The organism is Trujillonella endophytica (genome assembly GCF_900110555.1).
Classification (GTDB): domain Bacteria; phylum Actinomycetota; class Actinomycetes; order Mycobacteriales; family Geodermatophilaceae; genus Trujillonella; species Trujillonella endophytica.
Map to the genome: position 1 here is coordinate 246,927 of NZ_FOEE01000008.1, position 16,950 is coordinate 263,876.

The window sequence follows — 16,950 nt, forward strand, 5'->3', positions numbered from 1 at the left end:
GGGGTCAGCGCTGCGAGCAGGCCACGCAGGTGGCGGCGTACGGGCGGAACTCCAGCCGCTCCTCGGGGATGTCGGTCCCGCAGGACACGCAGCGGCCGTACGTGCCGTCGTCCATGCGGGCGAGCGCGGCGTCGACCTCCTCGACGGTCCGGAGCAGGGTGGCGGTGCGGGCGACGGCGACCGGGTCGGGCAGCGAGGCGACGGTCTCGGCGAGCGCCGACTCCCGCTGGCGGAGGCAGTCCGCGCGCTGCTCCTCGAGCACCGAGCGGAGCGCCGTCCAGCGCGTGGTGGGGGCGGCCGGGGTGGTGGCAGTGGTCATGGGTTCCTCCTGGGAATGCGCCGGGACGCGCCTCGCGACGGGCGGGGCGCGGGAGTGCGGGAACGACGAGGGTGCGGGGTGCCGGCGCGCGCGGGATGCGCGGCGCCGGCGGGCGAGCAGGGAGCGGGGCGTCGGCCCGGCGCTCAGCTGCCCGGCGGCCTGAGGCGGCCGGTGGCGCCGCGCCCGCGTACCGGGGCGGGGCGGCGCCGGGAACGGCGGGCGGGACGGCGGGGCGGGGACGACTCGGACGACGTTCCGCTGGTCATGTCCCCTCCTCCGCAGCGCCGACGACTGGCGCGCCCCCCGGGACCGGAGGGCGCGTTCCCAGCATGCATCGGCCGACGCGGCCTCGACACGGCAACGACCGGCGAGTTCCGGGGGCGTTCTCTGCCGGTGACCGGCAAGTCGGGCTGCGGAACGGGTGGGTCCCGACCTCCGCGGCGTCGCGCGGCGGACGGGGTGGGGTGGGGGCGTGGCCGAGCCCAGCGATCGGGCCGGGCGGCGCTGCTGCCGCGGGACGCTCGGAGGCCGCCGCGGGGACGAGATGTGTGGGCAGGGGCGGGGTCGAACCGCCGACCTCTCGCTTTTCAGGCGAGCGCTCGTACCGACTGAGCTACCTGCCCCGATCCGGCGGCTAGCCGCCGAAAGCGACCCTGACGGGACTCGAACCCGCGACCTCCGCCGTGACAGGGCGGCGCGCTAACCAACTGCGCTACAGGGCCTTGCTGTGGTGCGTCGTTCTGTGGTGCTGCGTGCCCCCAACGGGGTTCGAACCCGTGCTACCGCCTTGAAAGGGCGGCGTCCTGGACCGCTAGACGATGGGGGCTCGGTGTTCGCCGGGGGCGTGGAGAACTGTACATGCCCCTGCGGGGGCATCCGACGGGGGGCCGTTCCCGCGGGTGTCGCAGCCGGGTGTGGCTCAGTTCAGAGACGCGGTCAGCTTCACCTCGTCGCCCGAGATCGAGGTGCACTCCAGCGACAGCCCGCCGGCCGAGACGCGCTCGCCCTCGGCGCAGGAGACGCTCGCGCCGCCGACGCTGATCGAGGCCCGGCCGTTCTCGACGCCGCCGAGTTCGATCGTGGGGCCGATCGGCAGGTTGACCTCCGCGCCGGAGCCGTCGAGCGTCACCGAGCAGGAGTTCGTGTCGCAGGAGAAGTTCTCCGACGTGAACGAGCAGCCGGTCAGCGCGAGCAGCCCCAGACCGCCGGCGAGCACCGCACCGGCGAGGGGGGCGATCCGGGTCGTCGTCATGCCGCGAGGGTAGGGCGGGCCGAGTGCGCGGGAGCGCCGGACGGCGCGGACGCGCCGCCTCAGGGCAGGGCGTCGGCCCGCGGGCGGAACAGCCAGCGGAGGGCGATGAACCGCAGCGTGCCGATCGTGGCGGTGACGAGCGCGACCAGGCCGAACTGGATGTATGGGTCGTCGGTCGAAGTCGCGGCGGTCAGCCACGCCAGCGCGAGGCTGGTGGAGACCAGGCCCGCGATCGACAGCGCGCCCCCCTCGACCTGCGCGGTGAGGAAGCTCACCCGCTCGCCGGCGCGGAAGGTGAGCCGCCGGTGCATCTCGTTGGCCAGGACCGAGGTGATGACCGAGCCGATCCAGTTCGCGGGCTGCTCGCCCATGCCGTGCAGCGCGACGAACAGCAGGGCGTAGAGCGCGCTGGTCGACCCGCCGACCAGCACGAACCGGGTGAACTGGCCGATGCCGTCGTCCGCGCGGGCCCGGGCGAGGACGCCCTCGACCCACTCGCCCCGCGGGCGGGAGAGGGTCGAGCAGCTCATCATCAGCTCCTGGGTCGGCACACGGACAGTTCAGCTTCCTCCTGGCAGCTTCGTGGACGCCAGTCCTATTCCGGCTGTGAGCAGCGTCTTCACCCCTCCGGGTCGCGCGGAGCTCCCGGCGCGGCCCCGCTCCCTCCGTCAGGGGGCGGGCGACGTCCACCGCATGACACCACGGGGCACCGACAGGACGGCAGTACCCGAGGTCTCCGGCGTGGCCGGGAACGGGCCGCGGGGTGCCCGGCTTGGGTCCCGGCCGCCGGGGGTAGGGGGCGGCCATGGGTCTGATGGGCTTCCTCGATCGCCTCGCCGACGTCGACTCCTTCGACGCGGCGATGGAACCCGCGCGCAAGGCCGTGGCGGCTGTGCCCGTCGTAGTGAAGGACCTGCTGCACGGCACGTGGCTGGGGCACCCGCTGCATCCCGTGCTGGTCCAGGTCCCGGTCGGCAGCTGGGTGTCGGCCGGGATCCTCGACGCGATCCCGTCGATGCGCCCGGCGGCGACGCTGCTGATCGGTACCGGTGTCGCTGCCGCCGTGCCGGCCGCGGCGTCCGGAGCCGCCGACTGGTCGGAGCAGGGGGTCGGCGTCCGGCGGCTCGGGGTCGTGCACGCCGCCGCGAACACCACCGCGCTCGCGCTGTACGCGGGCTCGCTCGTCGCGCGGGCGAAGGGCCGCGGCACGCTGGGCCGCGTCCTGGCATACGCCGGGCTGGGCGTGGCCGGCGGGTCGGCGGCGATCGGCGGGCACATGTCCTACGCGCAGTCCTCGGGTGCCTCGCACGCGGCGACGGCGGCGCGCGCCCTCACCTCCGACTGGATCGACCTGGGGCCCCTCGACGACCTGCCGGAGGGCCGGCCGGCGCTGCGGACCGGTGCGGGCAGCGGGGCGGCGGTGCCGCTGGCCGTCGTCCGCCGCGGTGGGCGGGTCGACGTGTTCGTGGGCGCGTGCTCGCACCTGTCGGGCCCGCTCCACGAGGGACGGGTCGAGGAGGTCCGCGGGCAGGAGTGCCTGGTCTGCCCGTGGCACGACTCGGCGTTCGACCTGGCGAGCGGCGAGCCGCGGCGCGGGCCGGCGGCCAACGCGCAGGAGAAGCTCGAGGTGCGGATGGAGTCCGGCCGCGTGATGGCGCGGCTGCCGAGCCGCAACCGGTAGCCGCCCGCGGCTCCTAGGCTGCCGCGGGTGAGGCGGACGGCGGCCGCGGCGGCCCTGGTGGTCGTGCTGGCCTGCGCCGGGTGCGAGGGGGGTGCGGCGTCGCCCGGGGAGTCCCCGCCGGCGATGGCGGACACCGCCGCCTCGTCGTCGGCGCTCCGGACCGGACCTCCGGTGCCGCCGGTCCCGGGCATCGCCGCGGAGGTGGTCGAGTACCGCAGCGATCGGGCCGTCGGCGGGAGGGTGTCCGTCGCGGTCACCGACACCGGCGAGGAGCCGTTCTCGGTGACCGCTGTGGCGCTGGACTCGCCGGGCTTCACGCCGCTGCCCGCCGTCCCGGCGACGGCGTCGTTCGTGCCCGGCCGGCGGTTCGACCTGCGCACGCCCTACGGAGCGCCGGTGTGCGACACCGCGGCCGAGCCGGCGGCGGCGCGGCTGACCGTGGAGCGCCCCGGCGGGGTGGTGGCGGAGGTCCGGGTGCCGCTGGCCGCCGAGGTGCTCCGAGGCATCCACGCCCGGCTGTGCGCCGCCGTCGCGGTGGAGCGGGTGGTCGACGTCGCCGTCGTCGACCTGGCGGCCGACGGCGACGCGGTGACCGGCCGCCTCGTGCTCGCCCGCTCGGACGACGACGCCGAGGCCGTGACGGTCACCCGCGTCCAGGGGAACGTGCTGTACGACGCCGACGCGCAACTGCCGCTGGACCTGGCGGTCGGGGACCCCGAGGCGTCGACGGGGATCGTGTTCACCACCGCGCGGTGCGATCCGCACGCGCTGGCCGAGACCCAGCAGCCCTACCTGATGCTGCTGGGCGTGCGGGTGGCCGACGGCGCGGAGACCGTGCTGGACCTGCCGCTGGACGACGCGCAGCGGGAGCTGCTGCACGAGCTGACCGACCGGGTCTGCACGCCGGCGTGAGTCGGGCGGTGATCGGCGGCCGGAGCGCGAGCGGGCCCGGAAGCGCGAACGGCGCCGGAATGGAGACCGGCCCGGCCACCCCGGGGGGAACGGGGCGGCCGGGCCGGAGCCTGGGATCCGCCGGCCGGCTCGTGGAGCGCGGCTCATCGGCGGAACGGACATGACGCTAGGTAACCGCCGGAGGGCCCGCGATCCCCTGACCGGGTGACGCCCCACGACCGGGTGCGCTCTGCGTCACTACGGACCGTGCAGGGCCGTTTCCCGGGACCGGTTCGCGCCGGGCGGGAGCGGGCAGGACCGGCCGATGTTCTTCCTCTTCTCGTCCCGCCTCGGCTGCCTCGGGTCGCTGCTGGTCTCCGCCGTCCTCACCCTGCTCGTGCTGCTGCTCCTCGACGTGCTCTGAGCGGCCGGGGCGTGACCCGAGGACTCACCCGTTGGGGGCCGGGGTTCTCCAGCGGCCGCCGATCGGTGCCGATGCGGGATCGGACGCCGACGTCGCCGTCGGCCCGCATCTCCCGCCTCCCGCCCGCGAAGGACCCCGATGAGCAGCAGCGACTCCGCGACCCCGGGCGGTCGTGCGCGTCGGCCGCTGCAGCGCCGGCCGGCGGACCCGGTCGAGCGCACCCGCTGGGTCTTCCTCCTGCTGGCCCTGGGGGCGCTCGTGCTCACCGCACCGGGCGCGGTCATGGACACCGGGACCGTCAGCCGCCTGCTGCTGGCAACGGCCTCCCTGGCGCTGGCCGTCTCGTGGATCCGCCGCTACCGGTCCGGCCGGGCCACGGGCCTCGCCGACGCCGTCGACGTCGTGGCGGCCACCGCCCTCGCGCTCGCCTGCCCGATGCCGGCCGTGGCGTTCGGCGTCCTGCTGCCCGCCGTCTGGTCGCGGGCCATGTACGGCCGCACGGTGCGCGGGGTCGGCTACGTCGTGGGCCTCGGCGCAGGGGTGCTCGCGGCAGCGATCGTCTGGGGAGTGCTCCCCGACCACACCCCCGGGGGCGCTGAGCTCGAGGCGGTGCTGGGGGCCCTCCCGGTGCTCGGCCTGAGCTTCGCCGGAGCGAGGCACCTGGGCGGCCAGATGCTCGAGCGGGAGCGGACGCGCGGGCGGGACTCGGTGCTGGGGGCCATGGGCACCGGGCTGCTCGGGCTGACCGATCCCCGGGCGATCCGCGACCTGGGCTGGTGGGGCGTCGAGGAGATCTGCCGGCTCACCCCCGGACTGCGCGCCCTCGCCGTGGCCGTCGACGAGGAGACCGGCACCCTGCGCGTGGTGGAACGGGCGGGGGAGTACCCGTGCGCGTTCGAGACGCTGCCGCTGGACGTCCTGCCCGCCGACGACGAGCGACACGAGGTCGCGCGGGCCGCGGAGCCGCTCCTGGCCCGCGCCACCGGGGTGGCGGGCCAGTGGCTGTGCATGCCCCTGCCGGCCTTTCCCGAGCACACGAAGCACTTCCCGGGGAGCTTCATGCTGCTCGCGGCGCCGGACGGCGTCTCCGCCGAGGCCGTCACCGCACTGCAGTCCCTGCACAACCAGGTGGCGCTGGCCCTGCGCAGCAGCCAGGCCCACCGCGACCTCGCCGTCCAGGCGCTGACCGACGCACTCACCGGGCTGCCCAACCGCGCGGCGTTCACGGTGGCGCTCGAGGAGGCGGTGGCCGGGACCGGCGCGGGCCGGTGGCTGCTGTTCCTCGACCTGGACGACTTCAAGGTGGTCAACGACGGGATCGGGCACGCCGGGGGCGACGAACTGCTCCGGCACGCCGCGGCCCGCATGCTCGGTGCCCTCCGCGAGGACGACCTGTGCGCCCGCCTGGGCGGCGACGAGTTCGCCGTCCTGCTGAGCGACGCGACCCAGGAGGAGGCACGCCGGGTCGGGGAGCGGCTGGTCGAGCTGCTGTCGGCGCCGATCACCCTCGACGGCCGGCTCGCCCGGGTCGGCGCGAGCGTCGGCCTCGCCTGGATCGAGCCCGGCGTGGCCGGCGCGGAGGTCGTCCGGCAGGCCGACGTCGCCATGTACGCCGCCAAGGCCGCGGGGAAGAACCGCGTGCAGGAGTTCTCGCCGGTGCTGCTGGACGTCTCGGCGACGGCGGCCCTCGAGGCGGAGCTGTGGGAGGCGGTGGAGCGGTCGCGGTTCGTCGTCCACTACCAGCCGATCGTCGCCGCGACCGACGGCCGGTGCGTCGCGGTGGAGGCGCTGGTGCGCTGGGACCACCCGGTGCGCGGGCTGCTGCCGCCCGCGGAGTTCCTCGAGGTCGCCGAGCACACCGGCGTCGTCGTGGCCCTGGGTGAGCAGGTGCTGCGCCGCGCCTGCACCGACGTCGCGGGGTGGTCCGAGGACGGGCGGCCCGTGGCGGTGCACGTCAACGCGTCGCCGTCGCAACTGGCGCATCCCGGGTTCCTCGCCGTCGTCCGGTCCTGCCTGGCCGACTCCGGCCTGGCGCCGGACCGGCTCGTCGTCGAGATCACCGAGTCGACCGTGCTGGACGCCCCTGCCGTGCACGCGACCCTCGACGCCCTGGCCGGGCTCGGCGTCGCCATCGCGGTGGACGACTTCGGCACCGGCTACTCGGCGCTGACGACGCTGCGCACGCTGCCCGTGGACATCGTGAAGATCGACAAGTCCTTCGTCGCCGGCGCGGCCACCGTGGTCGCCGACCAGGCGGTGCTGCAGGCGATCGCGCAGATGGCCCAGCGGCTGGGGCTGCAGACGGTGGCCGAGGGCGTCGAGTACCCGGAGCAGCAGGAGTTCGTCCAGCGGGCCGGCATCACGCAGGTCCAGGGGCACCTGCACCTGCCGCCGGTGCCGGCCGAGGAGCTCGCGGCGTGGCTGGCCGGGCACCGCGTCGCCCGCCCGCTGTCCGGATCCCCGGCGTAGCCGGCGGTAGCCTCGGCGCGGGCCGGACACCGGCCCGCCGGGCCTCTAGCTCAACTGGCAGAGCAGCGGACTTTTAATCCGCGGGTTGTGGGTTCGATCCCCACGGGGCCCACCGTCCTGACCTGCGGGTTTATGGATCGATCCTCGATGGTGCCGACCGCTCGGTGCCTCGGTGGTTGCCAGTTCATCCCCACAGCGCCGTCCCCATTCGCCGGGCGGCGTCCTCGGCCAGCTCCGGTGCCACGTGCGAATAGGTGCCGAGGGTCAGGCTGATCTGCGAGTGGCCGAGCATCTCCATCGCCACCCGTGCGGGCACGCCCTGCTGCAGTAGGAGGGTCGCCGCGGTGTGTCGGGCATCGTGCAGTCGAGCCTGCGGCACGCCAGCGGCGGTCAGCAGCGCGCGCCATGCCCGGTGATCACTGCGAGGGTCGATCGGCTGACCGTTCTCCTGGCAGAAGACGAGGTCGAGGTCTCTCCACTGGGAGCCAGCCGCCATGCGCTCGGCGAGCTGCGCGGTTCGGTGGGCGCGCAGCGCATCGCGGAGCGGTCCGGGCAAGGCGATCGTCCGGCGGCCGGCGCGTGACTTGGGCTGCACGAACACCAACCCTTGACCGGGCTGCCGCTGCAGGGCCTGGCGCACGGTGAGCGCGCCCGCCTCCAGGTCGACGGCGTCCCACGTCAGTCCGAGCGCCTCTCCCTGCCGGAGTCCCAGGGCGAGAGCCACGGACCAGCGCGCCGCGTTCCGGCGATCACGGGCTGTCTCCAGCACACGCCGGGCGTCTAGGGCGGACAGCGGCTGGATCTCCTCCCGCTCGACGCTCGGCGCGTCCACGAGGGTGCAGACGTTCCGGGCCACCTTGTCCCGCTGTGTGGCCACCTTGAGGGCTCGCGAGAGAACCCGGTGCGCCTGCAGGACCGACGCCGACGACAGGCCGCCGGCCAGCAGGTCGCCGTAGAGCTTCTCCACGTGCTCGGGCTGCAGTCTGTCGAGCCGATGGTGCCCGATGCCGGGCGCGAGCTGGTTGCCGACAAGCTGCCGATATCGGGTGAGGGTTGACGGTCGCACCTTGCGGGCCGCGATCGTGTCGAGCCAGTGATTGAGCCACTGACCAACGGTCGGTGCCTTGCCTGCCGAACCGGCCGTGCCGGCGTCTCGCTTCCGCTCCAGCTCGCGGACCTTCGTCACGACGTCGGCTCGCTTGAGGCCGGACACGTGACGGCGATCCCGCTTGCCACCCTCCTTGAGGCCCATCGACACATAGCCGTGGAACCGGCCGTCGGCGCCCTTGTGGATCGACGACTCGCCGCTCGCCGCTCGTTTGGTCATTGCTTGCCTCCGCGCGGAGCAGTGCGGCGGCCGGGGAGCGTGAAGTAGTCGTTCAGCTCGGCGAGGAGTGCTCGGGCAGCATGGCCTCGGCGGGTCTGCAGTTGCCGCTTCGTCTCACCGGCCCGGGGGGTGGCGCGCTGGTCGCGCTCCTCCGCGAAGGTGTGTCCCCACAGTTCAGCCGCGGCTGCTTCAACGTCGGCCGGCGAGACGTTCAGCCGCTTCGCCGCCTTGATCGTGGCCTCGGAGTGCTGACCCCAGGGCGGCAGGGCGTCGGCGATCTGGTTCACGCGCTGGGAGTGCCAGGGGTTCGGGTCGCCCTCCAGTAGGGCTCTGCGCACCCCGTCGATCTCGATCGCGGTCCCGGCAGGAAGTCCGACGTCGCCGGGACCGTCGACGAGGTGCTCGAGGGGACGGCCGAGAGCTGCGCAGACGCCTGCGATCTCCAGCAGGGAGAGTGCGCCGCGGCCGGTGACCACCTGGGCCACCCGGTTGGCGGTCCAGCGGAAGCCCAGGACCGTCATGCGGCCAGCGAACGTCTCATAGCGCTCTCCATCGGCCTCCAGGGCTGCCCGCATTCGTTCGGCGATGAGCCGCTCCAGTTCATCCACGTCCGCCAACGTACAGATGGAACCTTCGTCCGCGCAAGGTTGCACGAACCCGCCCACGTCCTCTACCGTCCGGCTCGTGCCTTGGAAATTCCAAGGCTGCAATTCAGGGAGTCGATATGCAGCCGGTACTGCTTCCGGTCTACCCAGACGCCAGCCAGGCCCTCGGCGGTCTCGGACGGACCAAGGTCTACGAGCTGATCAGCTCTGGAGAGCTGCGCACGGTGAAGATCGGCCGACGTCGGTTCGTGCCCGCGAGCGCGGTCGAGGAGTACGTCGCCCGACTGGAGCGCCGGGGCGCGGCGTGAACGACAACGCCCGCCTGGAGCGGGTCCAGACGGGCGCGGTCACGAACATGCCGGGCGGGCAGGTTCACGGTACCGCGACCTACGGACTGGATGCCGAGTCGGCGTTCGTCGGCGCGGTGCTGCACATGCCGGCGCCGCTCGCCGGGCAGGCCCTCGACCTGGTGCACGACGACGACCTCGGCGACTACATGCACGGGCTGATCGTCACGACGATGCGCCGGCTGGTGGCCGAGAGGATCGCGCCGGACCCGGCCGTCGTGCTGGCCCGAGCTCGAGCGGACGGCATCGTCACCGGGTCGGTCGCCGTCAGCGCCTTCGCCCTGCGGCTGGCCGAGCTGTTCGGCTCGGTGCCGACGCCCGCGTCGTGGCGGTCCTACGCCCTGGGGACGATCGACGACGCGCTGCGGCGGTCATGCATCGCCCTCGGGGACCGCGTCCGGCAGGCCGCCGAGGGATCGGCGCTCGACGTCATGGTCGACATCCTCGATGCCGAGTGCCGCACCGTCCGCCGCCTGCTGAACCGGCGCGACGGTCTCAGTGGTCACGCACCCACCCTGCGGGCGGTGAGCGCGTGACCGAGCCCGATGGTCGCAAGCTGCGGATGCGGTCACTGCACGACGTGAAGATCCTGCCGACTCGCTACCTCTGGACGAACTACCTGCCGGTGGCCGAGCTGGCGATGCTCGTCGGGAAGCCGGGCGTCGGGAAGTCGACGGTGGCCGCCGAGGTCGCAGCGAACCTCACCACCGGCCGCCTGGACGGCGACTTCCTCGGACGCCCGCAGAACGTCCTCTACAGCCTCACGGAGGACTCCGAGGGCGTCTTCAAGGCCCGGTTCGTCGCCGCCAAGGGAGATGCCGACCGGCTTCACATCGTCGACGTGGTGCACGGTCAGTCCGACGGCAGCCCGCTCCTGATCGACGCCGACCTCGACCAGCTCCGCGCCACCATCGCCGAGCTGCGGCCGGCCCTGGTTGTCCTCGACGCCCTCAACTCGTCTCTCGAGGGTCAGCAGAACGACAACAGCAACGTGCGTCCGCAGCTGGAGAAGCTCAAGGCGCTGGCCCACCAGACCCACACCGCCGTCCTCGGCATCGGTCACTTCCGCAAGAGCACCAGCGGCTCCGAGCCTCTGGACTCCATCGGCGGCGCTGGTGCCTACGGGCAGATCATTCGGCAGGCCCTCGGCTGTGCCCGCGACGAGGACGAGGGCACATGCACCTTGTCGGTCATCAAGACGAACGGGCAGACCCTCGACGTCCCGTCGCTCGCCTACCGCATCGAGGAGTCGCAGGTGCTCGCCGACGACGGCGGGACGGCCAGCGTCGGGCGAGTCGCCTGGCTGGGGGAGTCCGAGACGACCGTGCGGGATCTCCTCCAGCGCAGCCCGCAGGGAGACACCGACCGCAGCGAGCGCGAGGAGGTCGCCGACTGGTTGGTCGACTTCCTTGCCGGCAGCAGCGGCGAGGCGGCAGCCAAGGACGTCTTCAAGGCGGGCCAGGCCGAGGGCTACAGCCGCGACGCGCTCAAGCGGGCCAAGGGCAAGCGGGTGCGCTCCGAGAAGGCCGGCTTCGGAGGCGGCTGGGTGTGGCGCCTCATCACCGACGACTCCGAAGGGAGCACGAAGGGAGCGAAGGGAGCAGACACCGAGATCCCGCTCCCTTCGCGCTCTTCGCTGCTCCCTTCGGAGGACGTGCTCGCCGAGGCGGTCGTCGCCCGGCAGCCCGACCTCACCCGCGAGGCCGCCGAGGCACACGGCCGGGCGCTGAGGCTGGCGGTGGGCGCATGACCGCGCAGCCCATCCCGCCCGCCTGGGTCGCGGTCCTCAACGCCGCGTTCGAGCGATGTGCCGCCGCCGGCTACGGGCGGACCGAGCTCCTGCCCGACGGCGGGAAGCGCTTCGAGGCCTATCCCGGCCAGGAGGACGCCGCAGCCGACTTCCTCGAAGCGCTGCTGATCGGCAGGACCGCATGACCACCTGGCACTGCCGCGAGTGCGGTCTGGAGGTCACCAGAACGGCCCGGTTCGGGTGCTGCGACGGATGCCGCCCGGACCGGAGCCACTCAACACAGAAGCGGGCGCAGAGCGTCCGCGACGCCCGACGGCACCGCGAAGCCAACGAACCGCCCCACTACCTGACCTAGGAGAACCGAGAACCGATGGCCACCTGCCAGTGCATGACCCTCGCCGAGTCGATGAAGCTCACGCTCGGCGGCCACGAGATGCCCCGCTGCGAGATCCACGACGGCCCGGCGCCTGGCGCCGGCACCCCGCTCGCCCTCAACGACGACGACGCGCTTACGGCTGCGATCAGCCGAGCTGTCGGCGTCCCCGTCAACCGCACCACGAGCCTCTAGGAGAACCCGATGGACGCCACCATGAACGCCACGCTCCGCGCCCGCGCCTACGCCGACCTCGGCATCGAGCTGCCAGCCGAGGCCGCCCGGGTGCTCGGCATCATCCGAGCCGTCAACGAGGCAGCCCTCGCCGACCCGATGGCCGGCGTCGACCTGGACAAGCTCACCGCGGCCAACGCACCCAAGGTTCTCCGCGAGGCCGCGCTCACCCGCGCAGTGAAGGCCGGAACCCAGGAGATCGCGGGCGGCGTCTCCAACCAGCTCGGCCGCCGCGTCAACGTCGCCTTTGCCGAGGACCACGACCGGCTTGTGGAGGAGCTGCGGCCCCGGTTCCTCGAGGCCGCCGCGGTCGTCACCGACGCCCTCGCCGCGGGCCTCACCGCCGAGGTGTACGGCGACGGCGCACAGGTCCTGAAGACTGGCCCCGCCGCCGCGAGCCTGTACCACCGCACCCGCGACGCGCTGGCCTTCCTGGCCGAGATCCGCAGCTTCCTGCGGTCGGGCCGAGCCAACGGGTTCGACGTCGCCACCATCGTCACGCTGACCGGACAGGCGCACGGCGGGACGCTCGACATCGCGCAGCAGATCGTCAGCGGCACCGGAGGCAACGAGCGGCTGCTCCAGCTCTATGCCGTGCCCGGCATCGCGCCCGCGCTCAACGACGCAGAGCAGGCGCTGGACGTCGTCGCACGCGCTGCCGAGCGACAGCAGGCCACCGCCGACGCCGAGAAGGCCGCCGCCCTCGAGGCCGGGCGTGCCGACCGCGAGGCGTGGGCTCGCATGGTCGGGCTCGCCTCCCGATGAGACCGCGGGAGTCGGTGACGTTCACGTCACCTCGGTCATGCGGTGACCCTGCCGGGGATCGAAGGCGGACGGTCGGTCCTAGGCCGGCCAGTGACCCGACCTGCGGCGCCGACTCCCGCACCCTCGGTCATCGGCTGCGATGACCGCGAAGCATCACGGTCGCCACGGCCGACCGTGGCGTCGCATCCGTGCCGAGGTGCTGGCCCGCGACCCGTACTGCACCATCCGCGGACCCAAGTGCACCGGGTGGTCCACCACGGTCGACCACATCATCCCGCTGAGCGTCCGACCCGATCTCGCGCACGACCTCACCAACCTGCGCGGCACCTGCGCTGCCGACAACTACGCCGGCGGTGCGCGGATCACGAACGCGAAGAAGCGGACTGCCGGTCGAGTAACGCGGCTGACGTGGTGACCCCCGGGGCCGGCCCCTCCCCGCCCCCGCCGGCTGGGTGACCCCGCCCTGAATCGTCCGTCCCCGCGCCCCCCACCCACCTAGGAGACCTACATGGGCACCCTGCATCCGCTCCCGCCGTCCCAGGCTCTCCTGGGGGCTGTGACGGCCGCCATTGAGGCGATGACGTGGCTTGAACCAGCCGACGGCGCGATGGTGGCCCTCGCGCTGGACTACGCCCGCCGGATCGACGCGGCCACCGACGACAAGGCCGCCGGCTACATCGGGCAGAACCTCTCCGGAGTGCTGCGCGCTCTCGGTGGCGCGCCGGCTGAGCGGAAGGCGCTCGGCGTCGAGGAGCAGGTGGCCGGCAAGTTGGCGGCCCTCCGTGGTCGGCGGTCCTCGTGACGATGACGACGCTGATCGGCTCCGAGGTTCCACGGCTGGCGACACCGCCGGCCGGGGAGCTGACGCCCGAGACGAGCCGCGGGTTCGAGGTCATCGAGTTCGCCGAGGACGTGCTTGGCCTGGAGCTGATGCCCTGGCAGAAGTGGGTGCTGATCCACGGGCTCGAACTGGCCGACGACGGGTCGTTCCGCTTCCGCACGCTGCTGGTCGGGACCGCGAGACAGTCCGGGAAGTCGACCCTGCTTCAGGTGCTCGCGCTGTGGCGGATGTACGTCGACGGCGCCCCGCTGGTGCTCGGGACGGCGCAGAACCTGGCCCTGGCCGAGGAGACGTGGACCGGCGCTCTGCTGATGGCCGAGAGTGTCCCCGAGCTGGCCCGCGAGGTCGCGCACGTCTCCCGAACCAACGGCGACAAGTTCATGCGCCTGACCTCCGGCGAGCGCTACAAGGTGGCCGCCGCGACCCGCTCCGGCGGCCGTGGGCTGTCCTCGGATCTGGTCCTGCTCGACGAGCTGCGCGAGCACCGCGACTGGGAGGCGTGGTCGGCGATCACGAAGACGACGCTTGCCCGGCCGGCGCCCCAGGTGCTCGGGTTCTCCAACGCCGGGGACAGGTCCTCCGTCGTCCTCGCCTCCCTCCGCGAGAAGGCTCTCGCCTCGGCCGCAGACCGCAGCACGACGCTGGGCATCTTCGAGTGGTCAGCTCCCGACGGCTGCGCGCTGGACGACCGTGCCGCCTGGGGAGAGGCCAACCCTGCGCTGGGCCACCGGATGACCGAGCAGGCGATCGCGTCGGCGCTGGAGACGGACCCGGAGGACGTGTTCCGCACCGAGGTCCTCAACCAGTGGGTGACCGCCGTGGGCTCAGCCATCGACGCGACGATCTGGACATCGCTCGCCGACCCGGACGCGGTTCGTGGCGACCGCCCGGTGTTCGTCCTCGACGTCGCCGTGGACCACTCCACCGCCTCGGTGGGCGTCGCCTGGCGACGACCCGACGGCGCCGCGCACGTCATGCTCGCCGACCAACGCGCCGGTGTGGATTGGGCTGTGGACCGCTGTGCCGAACTGCTGCGCGCATGGAACGGTCGGCTGCTGATCGAGCAGACCGGCACGGCCGCGTTCCTGCTGCCGGCGTTGCAGTCGGCCGGCGTGACCGTGGAGACCGTCAGCCGGCGCTTCTACGTCGAGGCCTGCGCTGCGCTCGACGCCGCCGTCTCAGCGCGCACGCTGCGGCACGGCAACCAACCGGAGCTGAACGACGCCGTCGCCGTCGCCCGCTGGTCGACCTCCGGCGACGCCGGGCAGCGAGTGCTCTCGCGCAAGGACCCACGGGTCTCCGCGCTGGTCGCCGTGACCATCGCCGCCCACGGGCTCACCACGACGCCCCGAATCACGGGCGGCTGGCTGGTGGGGCTGCCGTAGTCACCACCGAAGCTTTGAAGGCCCGATGCAGTCGCACGGTGGGAACTGTTCCTCGGACATCAACGTCGCGTACTCCGCCACGTCCCTCAAGGTGACTACCTCCCAGCCGGTTGCGTGCGCATAGTGCTGCAACCCGTTGAGCAGTGCCGCTGCTGACAGTCGGTCGGCGTCGCCGTCGGGGTCGCCGGCCACCATCTGCTCGACGGCCTCAAGCGCACGCCGCAACCAGTGAGCCGGATAGAGCGGACAGTCAATGTCGTGCTCCCTGGCCACCACGGGGCGGAAGGCTATCGGCCTCCGCCGCGGCGCCGCCACCAGCCGTTCGTGGTGGCCGCCGTCTCCTGCCGGTCGGAAGGTGCTTCGTCCGCCGCACCCTCTGCTTCCCGTTGCTGTCTCCAGCGGGCTTGAGCCTGCTTGACCTCGGCTACGAGGCGCCGATGGTGCGCCATCCGACGCGGCATGTCTTCGCGCTCGCGCTGATCGAGGGCATCCGCATTGCGGACGAAAGCAGCAAAGCCGCCGTTGTGGCGGTACTTGAAGCTCGCCACCGTCTTGCTGAGCTCCTGCAGGGCGGTGGCCATCTCGTGCTGCCCCTTCGTCACCAAGAAGGTGTGTTGAGTGAAGTACTCCCAATCGAGGACCGAGGGAGTGGGCGGCAACTTCTTTCCTTGGCTGTCCCGATATGCAACAACGACCTCGTGGCGCCCGACTAGGTCTAGTTCTGCGCGACTGGGGCCGAGGTCCCACCACGTTCGCCACTCCTGGCCCGGCACGAGTGCGGGTATATGGGTCGGCAGTCGAACTTCCTCGGGCGGACGACCCGGGCCTCCACTGCGCATGACGTCTGGCGATATCGAAATAGTGACGTCGCGGGCGATGGTGGTGCCGAAATTGCGGATCACGATGTCGACCCCCTGGTCGTGACCGGGGGTCGGTTCAGCGAAGCAAGCGACGTAGGGCTGCGCCTGCTCTCGCCTGAGGCGGCGTGCCTCCCGTAGTTGGCGCCAAGCGACGGCGCCGGCGAATACGGCAATGAGAGCTGTGACGTATGGGCCGAGTGCCGCCCAGTCGGTGGGCGTCCAGGCCGTGAAATCAGGGAGCCAGTCGAGCACCCCCGCAGCGTGGCAGAGCCGATGCGGTGTCGATGCCGCCGGCAGTCGCTAGTTCGAGGGACACGACGGCGCCCCCGGGGCTGTGTGCTCAACCCGGGGGCGCCGCCTACATCAGGGTCAGGCTGCGCCATGGATTCCGCAGGGCGCGTTGGACCGGTGCGGGGCGCCGCAGCCGTCGCAGGCCACGAGGTCCGGGCGCACAACCTGCGATAGAAGTCGCGCCTCCGTCGCCGAGTCGAGGTCGGGCGAGAGCGCCAGCACCTGGGCGTCCTCGACATAGGACCACCCACGGCCGCCGGGGATGTCCCGCATGATGCAGGTGACGAGCACGTCCCTCGTGAGCTGCTCGATCTGCCGGCGCAGCTCGTCGCGCTCGATCATCAGGTCGTCGACCTCGATGCGCAGGGCATCGCAGTCGTCCTGCAGTCGGGTGACAGCGGCGACGATGTCGTCCGCGGTGAGCTCGTGGTCAGTAGCGTCGTGCATGGATCTCCGGCCTTTCTGAGGATGGTTGGGGATCAAGGCTCCGTCTCGGCCTTGTCTCCGAGACGGAGCCGTTCGCTTTCTACGGGGTGCGTCTGACGTGGTGCCACTTTGTGTGCCAGCGGCGACCGTCCGGGGCTGTCCGCGACGGTCCTCGGTTGTGCCGACTCGCGCTCGACCTGCGCTTCCGTACGGCGGTGAACGACCCCGTACGTCCACCCTCGGAACTTTTAATCCGCGGGTTGTGGGTTCGATCCCCACGGGGCCCACCGTGTGATGTGTGTTGTTTCGCCTGATGCTTGACCACGGAGCTTCGGGTGAGCCGTGACAGTGTTGCGGTTGATGGTTGACAGCTGTTTCGGCTGATCCTTGACGCTCCCTCGATGAGGGAGTTGAGCGTGGCGGAGCAGCGCTATCGGGCGGTGTTGGCGGTGATCGCCGAGGGCCATCCGGTGAGCTCGGTGGCTCAGCAGTGGGGTGTGTCCCGGCAGACGGTGCACGCGTGGCTGCGGCGGTATGAGGACGGCGGGCTGGAGGCGTTGGCCGACCGGTCGCACCGGCCGGGGTCGTGTCCGCATCAGATGTCGGCGGTGGTCGAGGCAGCGGTGCTGGAGCTGCGGCGGGAGCACCGGGCGTGGGGGCCGCGGCGGCTGGTGGTGGAACTGGTTCGCGGGAAGGTGATGCCGCTGCCG

Annotated in this window: 21 protein-coding genes and 4 tRNA genes; 14 read left to right on the forward strand and 11 right to left on the reverse strand. The window is 72.6% G+C overall.

Features of this window, described 5'->3' with window-relative positions; all coding sequences use genetic code 11:
- Window positions 1-4: 4 nt before the first annotated feature.
- The 6 genes from BMY88_RS14445 to BMY88_RS14470 form a co-directional block, all read right to left on the reverse strand.
- Window positions 5-319, reverse strand: coding sequence for a TraR/DksA family transcriptional regulator (locus BMY88_RS14445; RefSeq protein WP_091944605.1), 315 nt, complete (start codon window positions 317-319; stop codon window positions 5-7).
- Between the two features lie 549 nt (window positions 320-868).
- Window positions 869-942: transfer RNA gene (locus BMY88_RS14450), tRNA-Phe, on the reverse strand.
- A gap of 25 nt (window positions 943-967) precedes the next feature.
- Window positions 968-1,041, reverse strand: a tRNA-Asp gene (locus BMY88_RS14455).
- 31 nt (window positions 1,042-1,072) lie between these two features.
- Window positions 1,073-1,145 (reverse strand) — tRNA-Glu (locus BMY88_RS14460).
- 93 nt (window positions 1,146-1,238) lie between these two features.
- Window positions 1,239-1,571 carry a hypothetical protein gene (locus BMY88_RS14465; protein WP_091944608.1) on the reverse strand — a complete coding sequence of 111 codons (333 nt, stop codon included), beginning with the start codon at window positions 1,569-1,571 and terminating at the stop codon, window positions 1,239-1,241.
- 59 nt (window positions 1,572-1,630) lie between these two features.
- Window positions 1,631-2,101 (reverse strand): GtrA family protein, encoded by a 471-nt coding sequence (locus tag BMY88_RS14470; RefSeq protein WP_091944771.1) that lies wholly within the window; start codon window positions 2,099-2,101, stop codon window positions 1,631-1,633.
- A gap of 275 nt (window positions 2,102-2,376) precedes the next feature.
- Between BMY88_RS14470 and BMY88_RS14475 the strand changes: the two genes are divergently transcribed.
- The 4 genes from BMY88_RS14475 (at window position 2,377) to BMY88_RS14490 (ending at window position 7,148) form a co-directional block, all read left to right on the forward strand.
- Window positions 2,377-3,252 (forward strand): Rieske (2Fe-2S) protein, encoded by an 876-nt coding sequence (locus BMY88_RS14475; protein ID WP_091944610.1) that lies wholly within the window; start codon window positions 2,377-2,379, stop codon window positions 3,250-3,252.
- Window positions 3,253-3,279: 27 nt separating this feature from the next.
- Window positions 3,280-4,164: a hypothetical protein gene (locus BMY88_RS14480; RefSeq protein ID WP_139220478.1), complete on the forward strand. Its 885-nt coding sequence runs from the start codon at window positions 3,280-3,282 to the stop codon at window positions 4,162-4,164.
- Between the two features lie 541 nt (window positions 4,165-4,705).
- Window positions 4,706-7,036, forward strand: coding sequence for a putative bifunctional diguanylate cyclase/phosphodiesterase (locus BMY88_RS14485; RefSeq protein ID WP_091944616.1), 2,331 nt, complete (start codon window positions 4,706-4,708; stop codon window positions 7,034-7,036).
- A 39-nt stretch (window positions 7,037-7,075) separates the two neighbouring features.
- Window positions 7,076-7,148, forward strand: a tRNA-Lys gene (locus tag BMY88_RS14490).
- A 72-nt stretch (window positions 7,149-7,220) separates the two neighbouring features.
- Here BMY88_RS14490 and BMY88_RS14495 read toward each other — a convergent pair.
- Window positions 7,221-8,363, reverse strand: a complete 1,143-nt coding sequence (locus BMY88_RS14495; RefSeq protein ID WP_091944619.1) for a tyrosine-type recombinase/integrase — start codon at window positions 8,361-8,363, stop codon at window positions 7,221-7,223.
- Entirely contained in the window at window positions 8,360-8,971 is a 612-nt protein-coding gene (locus BMY88_RS14500) for a hypothetical protein (protein ID WP_139220479.1), read from the reverse strand. Before BMY88_RS14500 ends, BMY88_RS14495 begins: the two co-directional genes overlap by 4 nt.
- A 116-nt stretch (window positions 8,972-9,087) precedes the next feature.
- On the opposite strand from BMY88_RS14500, the gene BMY88_RS14505 reads away from it, so the two are divergent.
- The 9 genes from BMY88_RS14505 (at window position 9,088) to BMY88_RS14540 (ending at window position 14,663) form a co-directional block, all read left to right on the forward strand.
- Window positions 9,088-9,276, forward strand: a complete 189-nt coding sequence (locus tag BMY88_RS14505) for a helix-turn-helix domain-containing protein (protein ID WP_091944625.1) — start codon at window positions 9,088-9,090, stop codon at window positions 9,274-9,276.
- The gene (locus BMY88_RS23435; RefSeq protein WP_139220480.1) at window positions 9,273-9,851 is read left to right on the forward strand and encodes a DnaB-like helicase N-terminal domain-containing protein; all 579 of its coding nucleotides are present in this window, start codon (window positions 9,273-9,275) and stop codon (window positions 9,849-9,851) included. The genes BMY88_RS14505 and BMY88_RS23435 overlap by 4 nt, the downstream gene beginning before the upstream one ends.
- Window positions 9,848-11,065, forward strand: a complete 1,218-nt coding sequence (locus BMY88_RS14510) for an AAA family ATPase (protein WP_170861114.1) — start codon at window positions 9,848-9,850, stop codon at window positions 11,063-11,065. Before BMY88_RS23435 ends, BMY88_RS14510 begins: the two co-directional genes overlap by 4 nt.
- Window positions 11,062-11,250, forward strand: coding sequence for a hypothetical protein (locus BMY88_RS14515; RefSeq protein ID WP_091944631.1), 189 nt, complete (start codon window positions 11,062-11,064; stop codon window positions 11,248-11,250). The genes BMY88_RS14510 and BMY88_RS14515 overlap by 4 nt, the downstream gene beginning before the upstream one ends.
- 185 nt (window positions 11,251-11,435) lie before the next feature.
- Window positions 11,436-11,633: a hypothetical protein gene (locus BMY88_RS14520; RefSeq protein ID WP_091944634.1), complete on the forward strand. Its 198-nt coding sequence runs from the start codon at window positions 11,436-11,438 to the stop codon at window positions 11,631-11,633.
- A 9-nt stretch (window positions 11,634-11,642) separates the two neighbouring features.
- Entirely contained in the window at window positions 11,643-12,437 is a 795-nt protein-coding gene (locus BMY88_RS14525; protein WP_091944637.1) for a hypothetical protein, read from the forward strand.
- A 139-nt stretch (window positions 12,438-12,576) separates the two neighbouring features.
- Entirely contained in the window at window positions 12,577-12,852 is a 276-nt protein-coding gene (locus tag BMY88_RS14530; RefSeq protein WP_139220481.1) for an HNH endonuclease, read from the forward strand.
- A 93-nt stretch (window positions 12,853-12,945) separates the two neighbouring features.
- Entirely contained in the window at window positions 12,946-13,239 is a 294-nt protein-coding gene (locus BMY88_RS14535; protein ID WP_211435657.1) for a terminase small subunit, read from the forward strand.
- 2 nt (window positions 13,240-13,241) lie between these two features.
- Entirely contained in the window at window positions 13,242-14,663 is a 1,422-nt protein-coding gene (locus BMY88_RS14540) for a terminase large subunit (protein WP_091944641.1), read from the forward strand.
- On the opposite strand, the gene BMY88_RS14545 is transcribed toward BMY88_RS14540, so the two are convergent.
- The 3 genes from BMY88_RS14545 to BMY88_RS14555 form a co-directional block, all read right to left on the reverse strand.
- Window positions 14,664-14,939: a hypothetical protein gene (locus BMY88_RS14545; RefSeq protein WP_139220482.1), complete on the reverse strand. Its 276-nt coding sequence runs from the start codon at window positions 14,937-14,939 to the stop codon at window positions 14,664-14,666.
- A gap of 11 nt (window positions 14,940-14,950) precedes the next feature.
- Entirely contained in the window at window positions 14,951-15,775 is an 825-nt protein-coding gene (locus BMY88_RS23440) for a hypothetical protein (protein ID WP_139220483.1), read from the reverse strand.
- Window positions 15,776-15,892: 117 nt separating this feature from the next.
- Window positions 15,893-16,261 (reverse strand): hypothetical protein, encoded by a 369-nt coding sequence (locus tag BMY88_RS14555; protein ID WP_091944650.1) that lies wholly within the window; start codon window positions 16,259-16,261, stop codon window positions 15,893-15,895.
- Between the two features lie 380 nt (window positions 16,262-16,641).
- On the opposite strand from BMY88_RS14555, the gene BMY88_RS14560 reads away from it, so the two are divergent.
- Window positions 16,642-16,950 (forward strand): helix-turn-helix domain-containing protein (locus BMY88_RS14560; RefSeq protein WP_139220484.1); only part of this gene is annotated, 309 nt, incomplete at its 3' end.

What these genes read in the sequence shown, in the direction of transcription:
- BMY88_RS14475 (WP_091944610.1), top strand. Translation starts at nt 2,377, where the DNA reads ATGGGTCTGATGGGCTTCCTCGATCGCCTCGCCGACGTCGACTCCTTC.
- BMY88_RS14470 (WP_091944771.1), bottom strand. Translation starts at nt 2,101, where the DNA reads ATGAGCTGCTCGACCCTCTCCCGCCCGCGGGGCGAGTGGGTCGAGGGC.
- BMY88_RS14465 (WP_091944608.1), bottom strand. Translation starts at nt 1,571, where the DNA reads ATGACGACGACCCGGATCGCCCCCCTCGCCGGTGCGGTGCTCGCCGGC.
- BMY88_RS14445 (WP_091944605.1), bottom strand. Translation starts at nt 319, where the DNA reads ATGACCACTGCCACCACCCCGGCCGCCCCCACCACGCGCTGGACGGCG.
- BMY88_RS14540 (WP_091944641.1), top strand. Translation starts at nt 13,242, where the DNA reads ATGACGACGCTGATCGGCTCCGAGGTTCCACGGCTGGCGACACCGCCG.
- BMY88_RS14485 (WP_091944616.1), top strand. Translation starts at nt 4,706, where the DNA reads ATGAGCAGCAGCGACTCCGCGACCCCGGGCGGTCGTGCGCGTCGGCCG.
- BMY88_RS14515 (WP_091944631.1), top strand. Translation starts at nt 11,062, where the DNA reads ATGACCGCGCAGCCCATCCCGCCCGCCTGGGTCGCGGTCCTCAACGCC.
- BMY88_RS14535 (WP_211435657.1), top strand. Translation starts at nt 12,946, where the DNA reads ATGGGCACCCTGCATCCGCTCCCGCCGTCCCAGGCTCTCCTGGGGGCT.
- BMY88_RS14525 (WP_091944637.1), top strand. Translation starts at nt 11,643, where the DNA reads ATGGACGCCACCATGAACGCCACGCTCCGCGCCCGCGCCTACGCCGAC.
- BMY88_RS14505 (WP_091944625.1), top strand. Translation starts at nt 9,088, where the DNA reads ATGCAGCCGGTACTGCTTCCGGTCTACCCAGACGCCAGCCAGGCCCTC.
- BMY88_RS14520 (WP_091944634.1), top strand. Translation starts at nt 11,436, where the DNA reads ATGGCCACCTGCCAGTGCATGACCCTCGCCGAGTCGATGAAGCTCACG.
- BMY88_RS14495 (WP_091944619.1), bottom strand. Translation starts at nt 8,363, where the DNA reads ATGACCAAACGAGCGGCGAGCGGCGAGTCGTCGATCCACAAGGGCGCC.
- BMY88_RS14530 (WP_139220481.1), top strand. Translation starts at nt 12,577, where the DNA reads ATGACCGCGAAGCATCACGGTCGCCACGGCCGACCGTGGCGTCGCATC.
- BMY88_RS14555 (WP_091944650.1), bottom strand. Translation starts at nt 16,261, where the DNA reads ATGCACGACGCTACTGACCACGAGCTCACCGCGGACGACATCGTCGCC.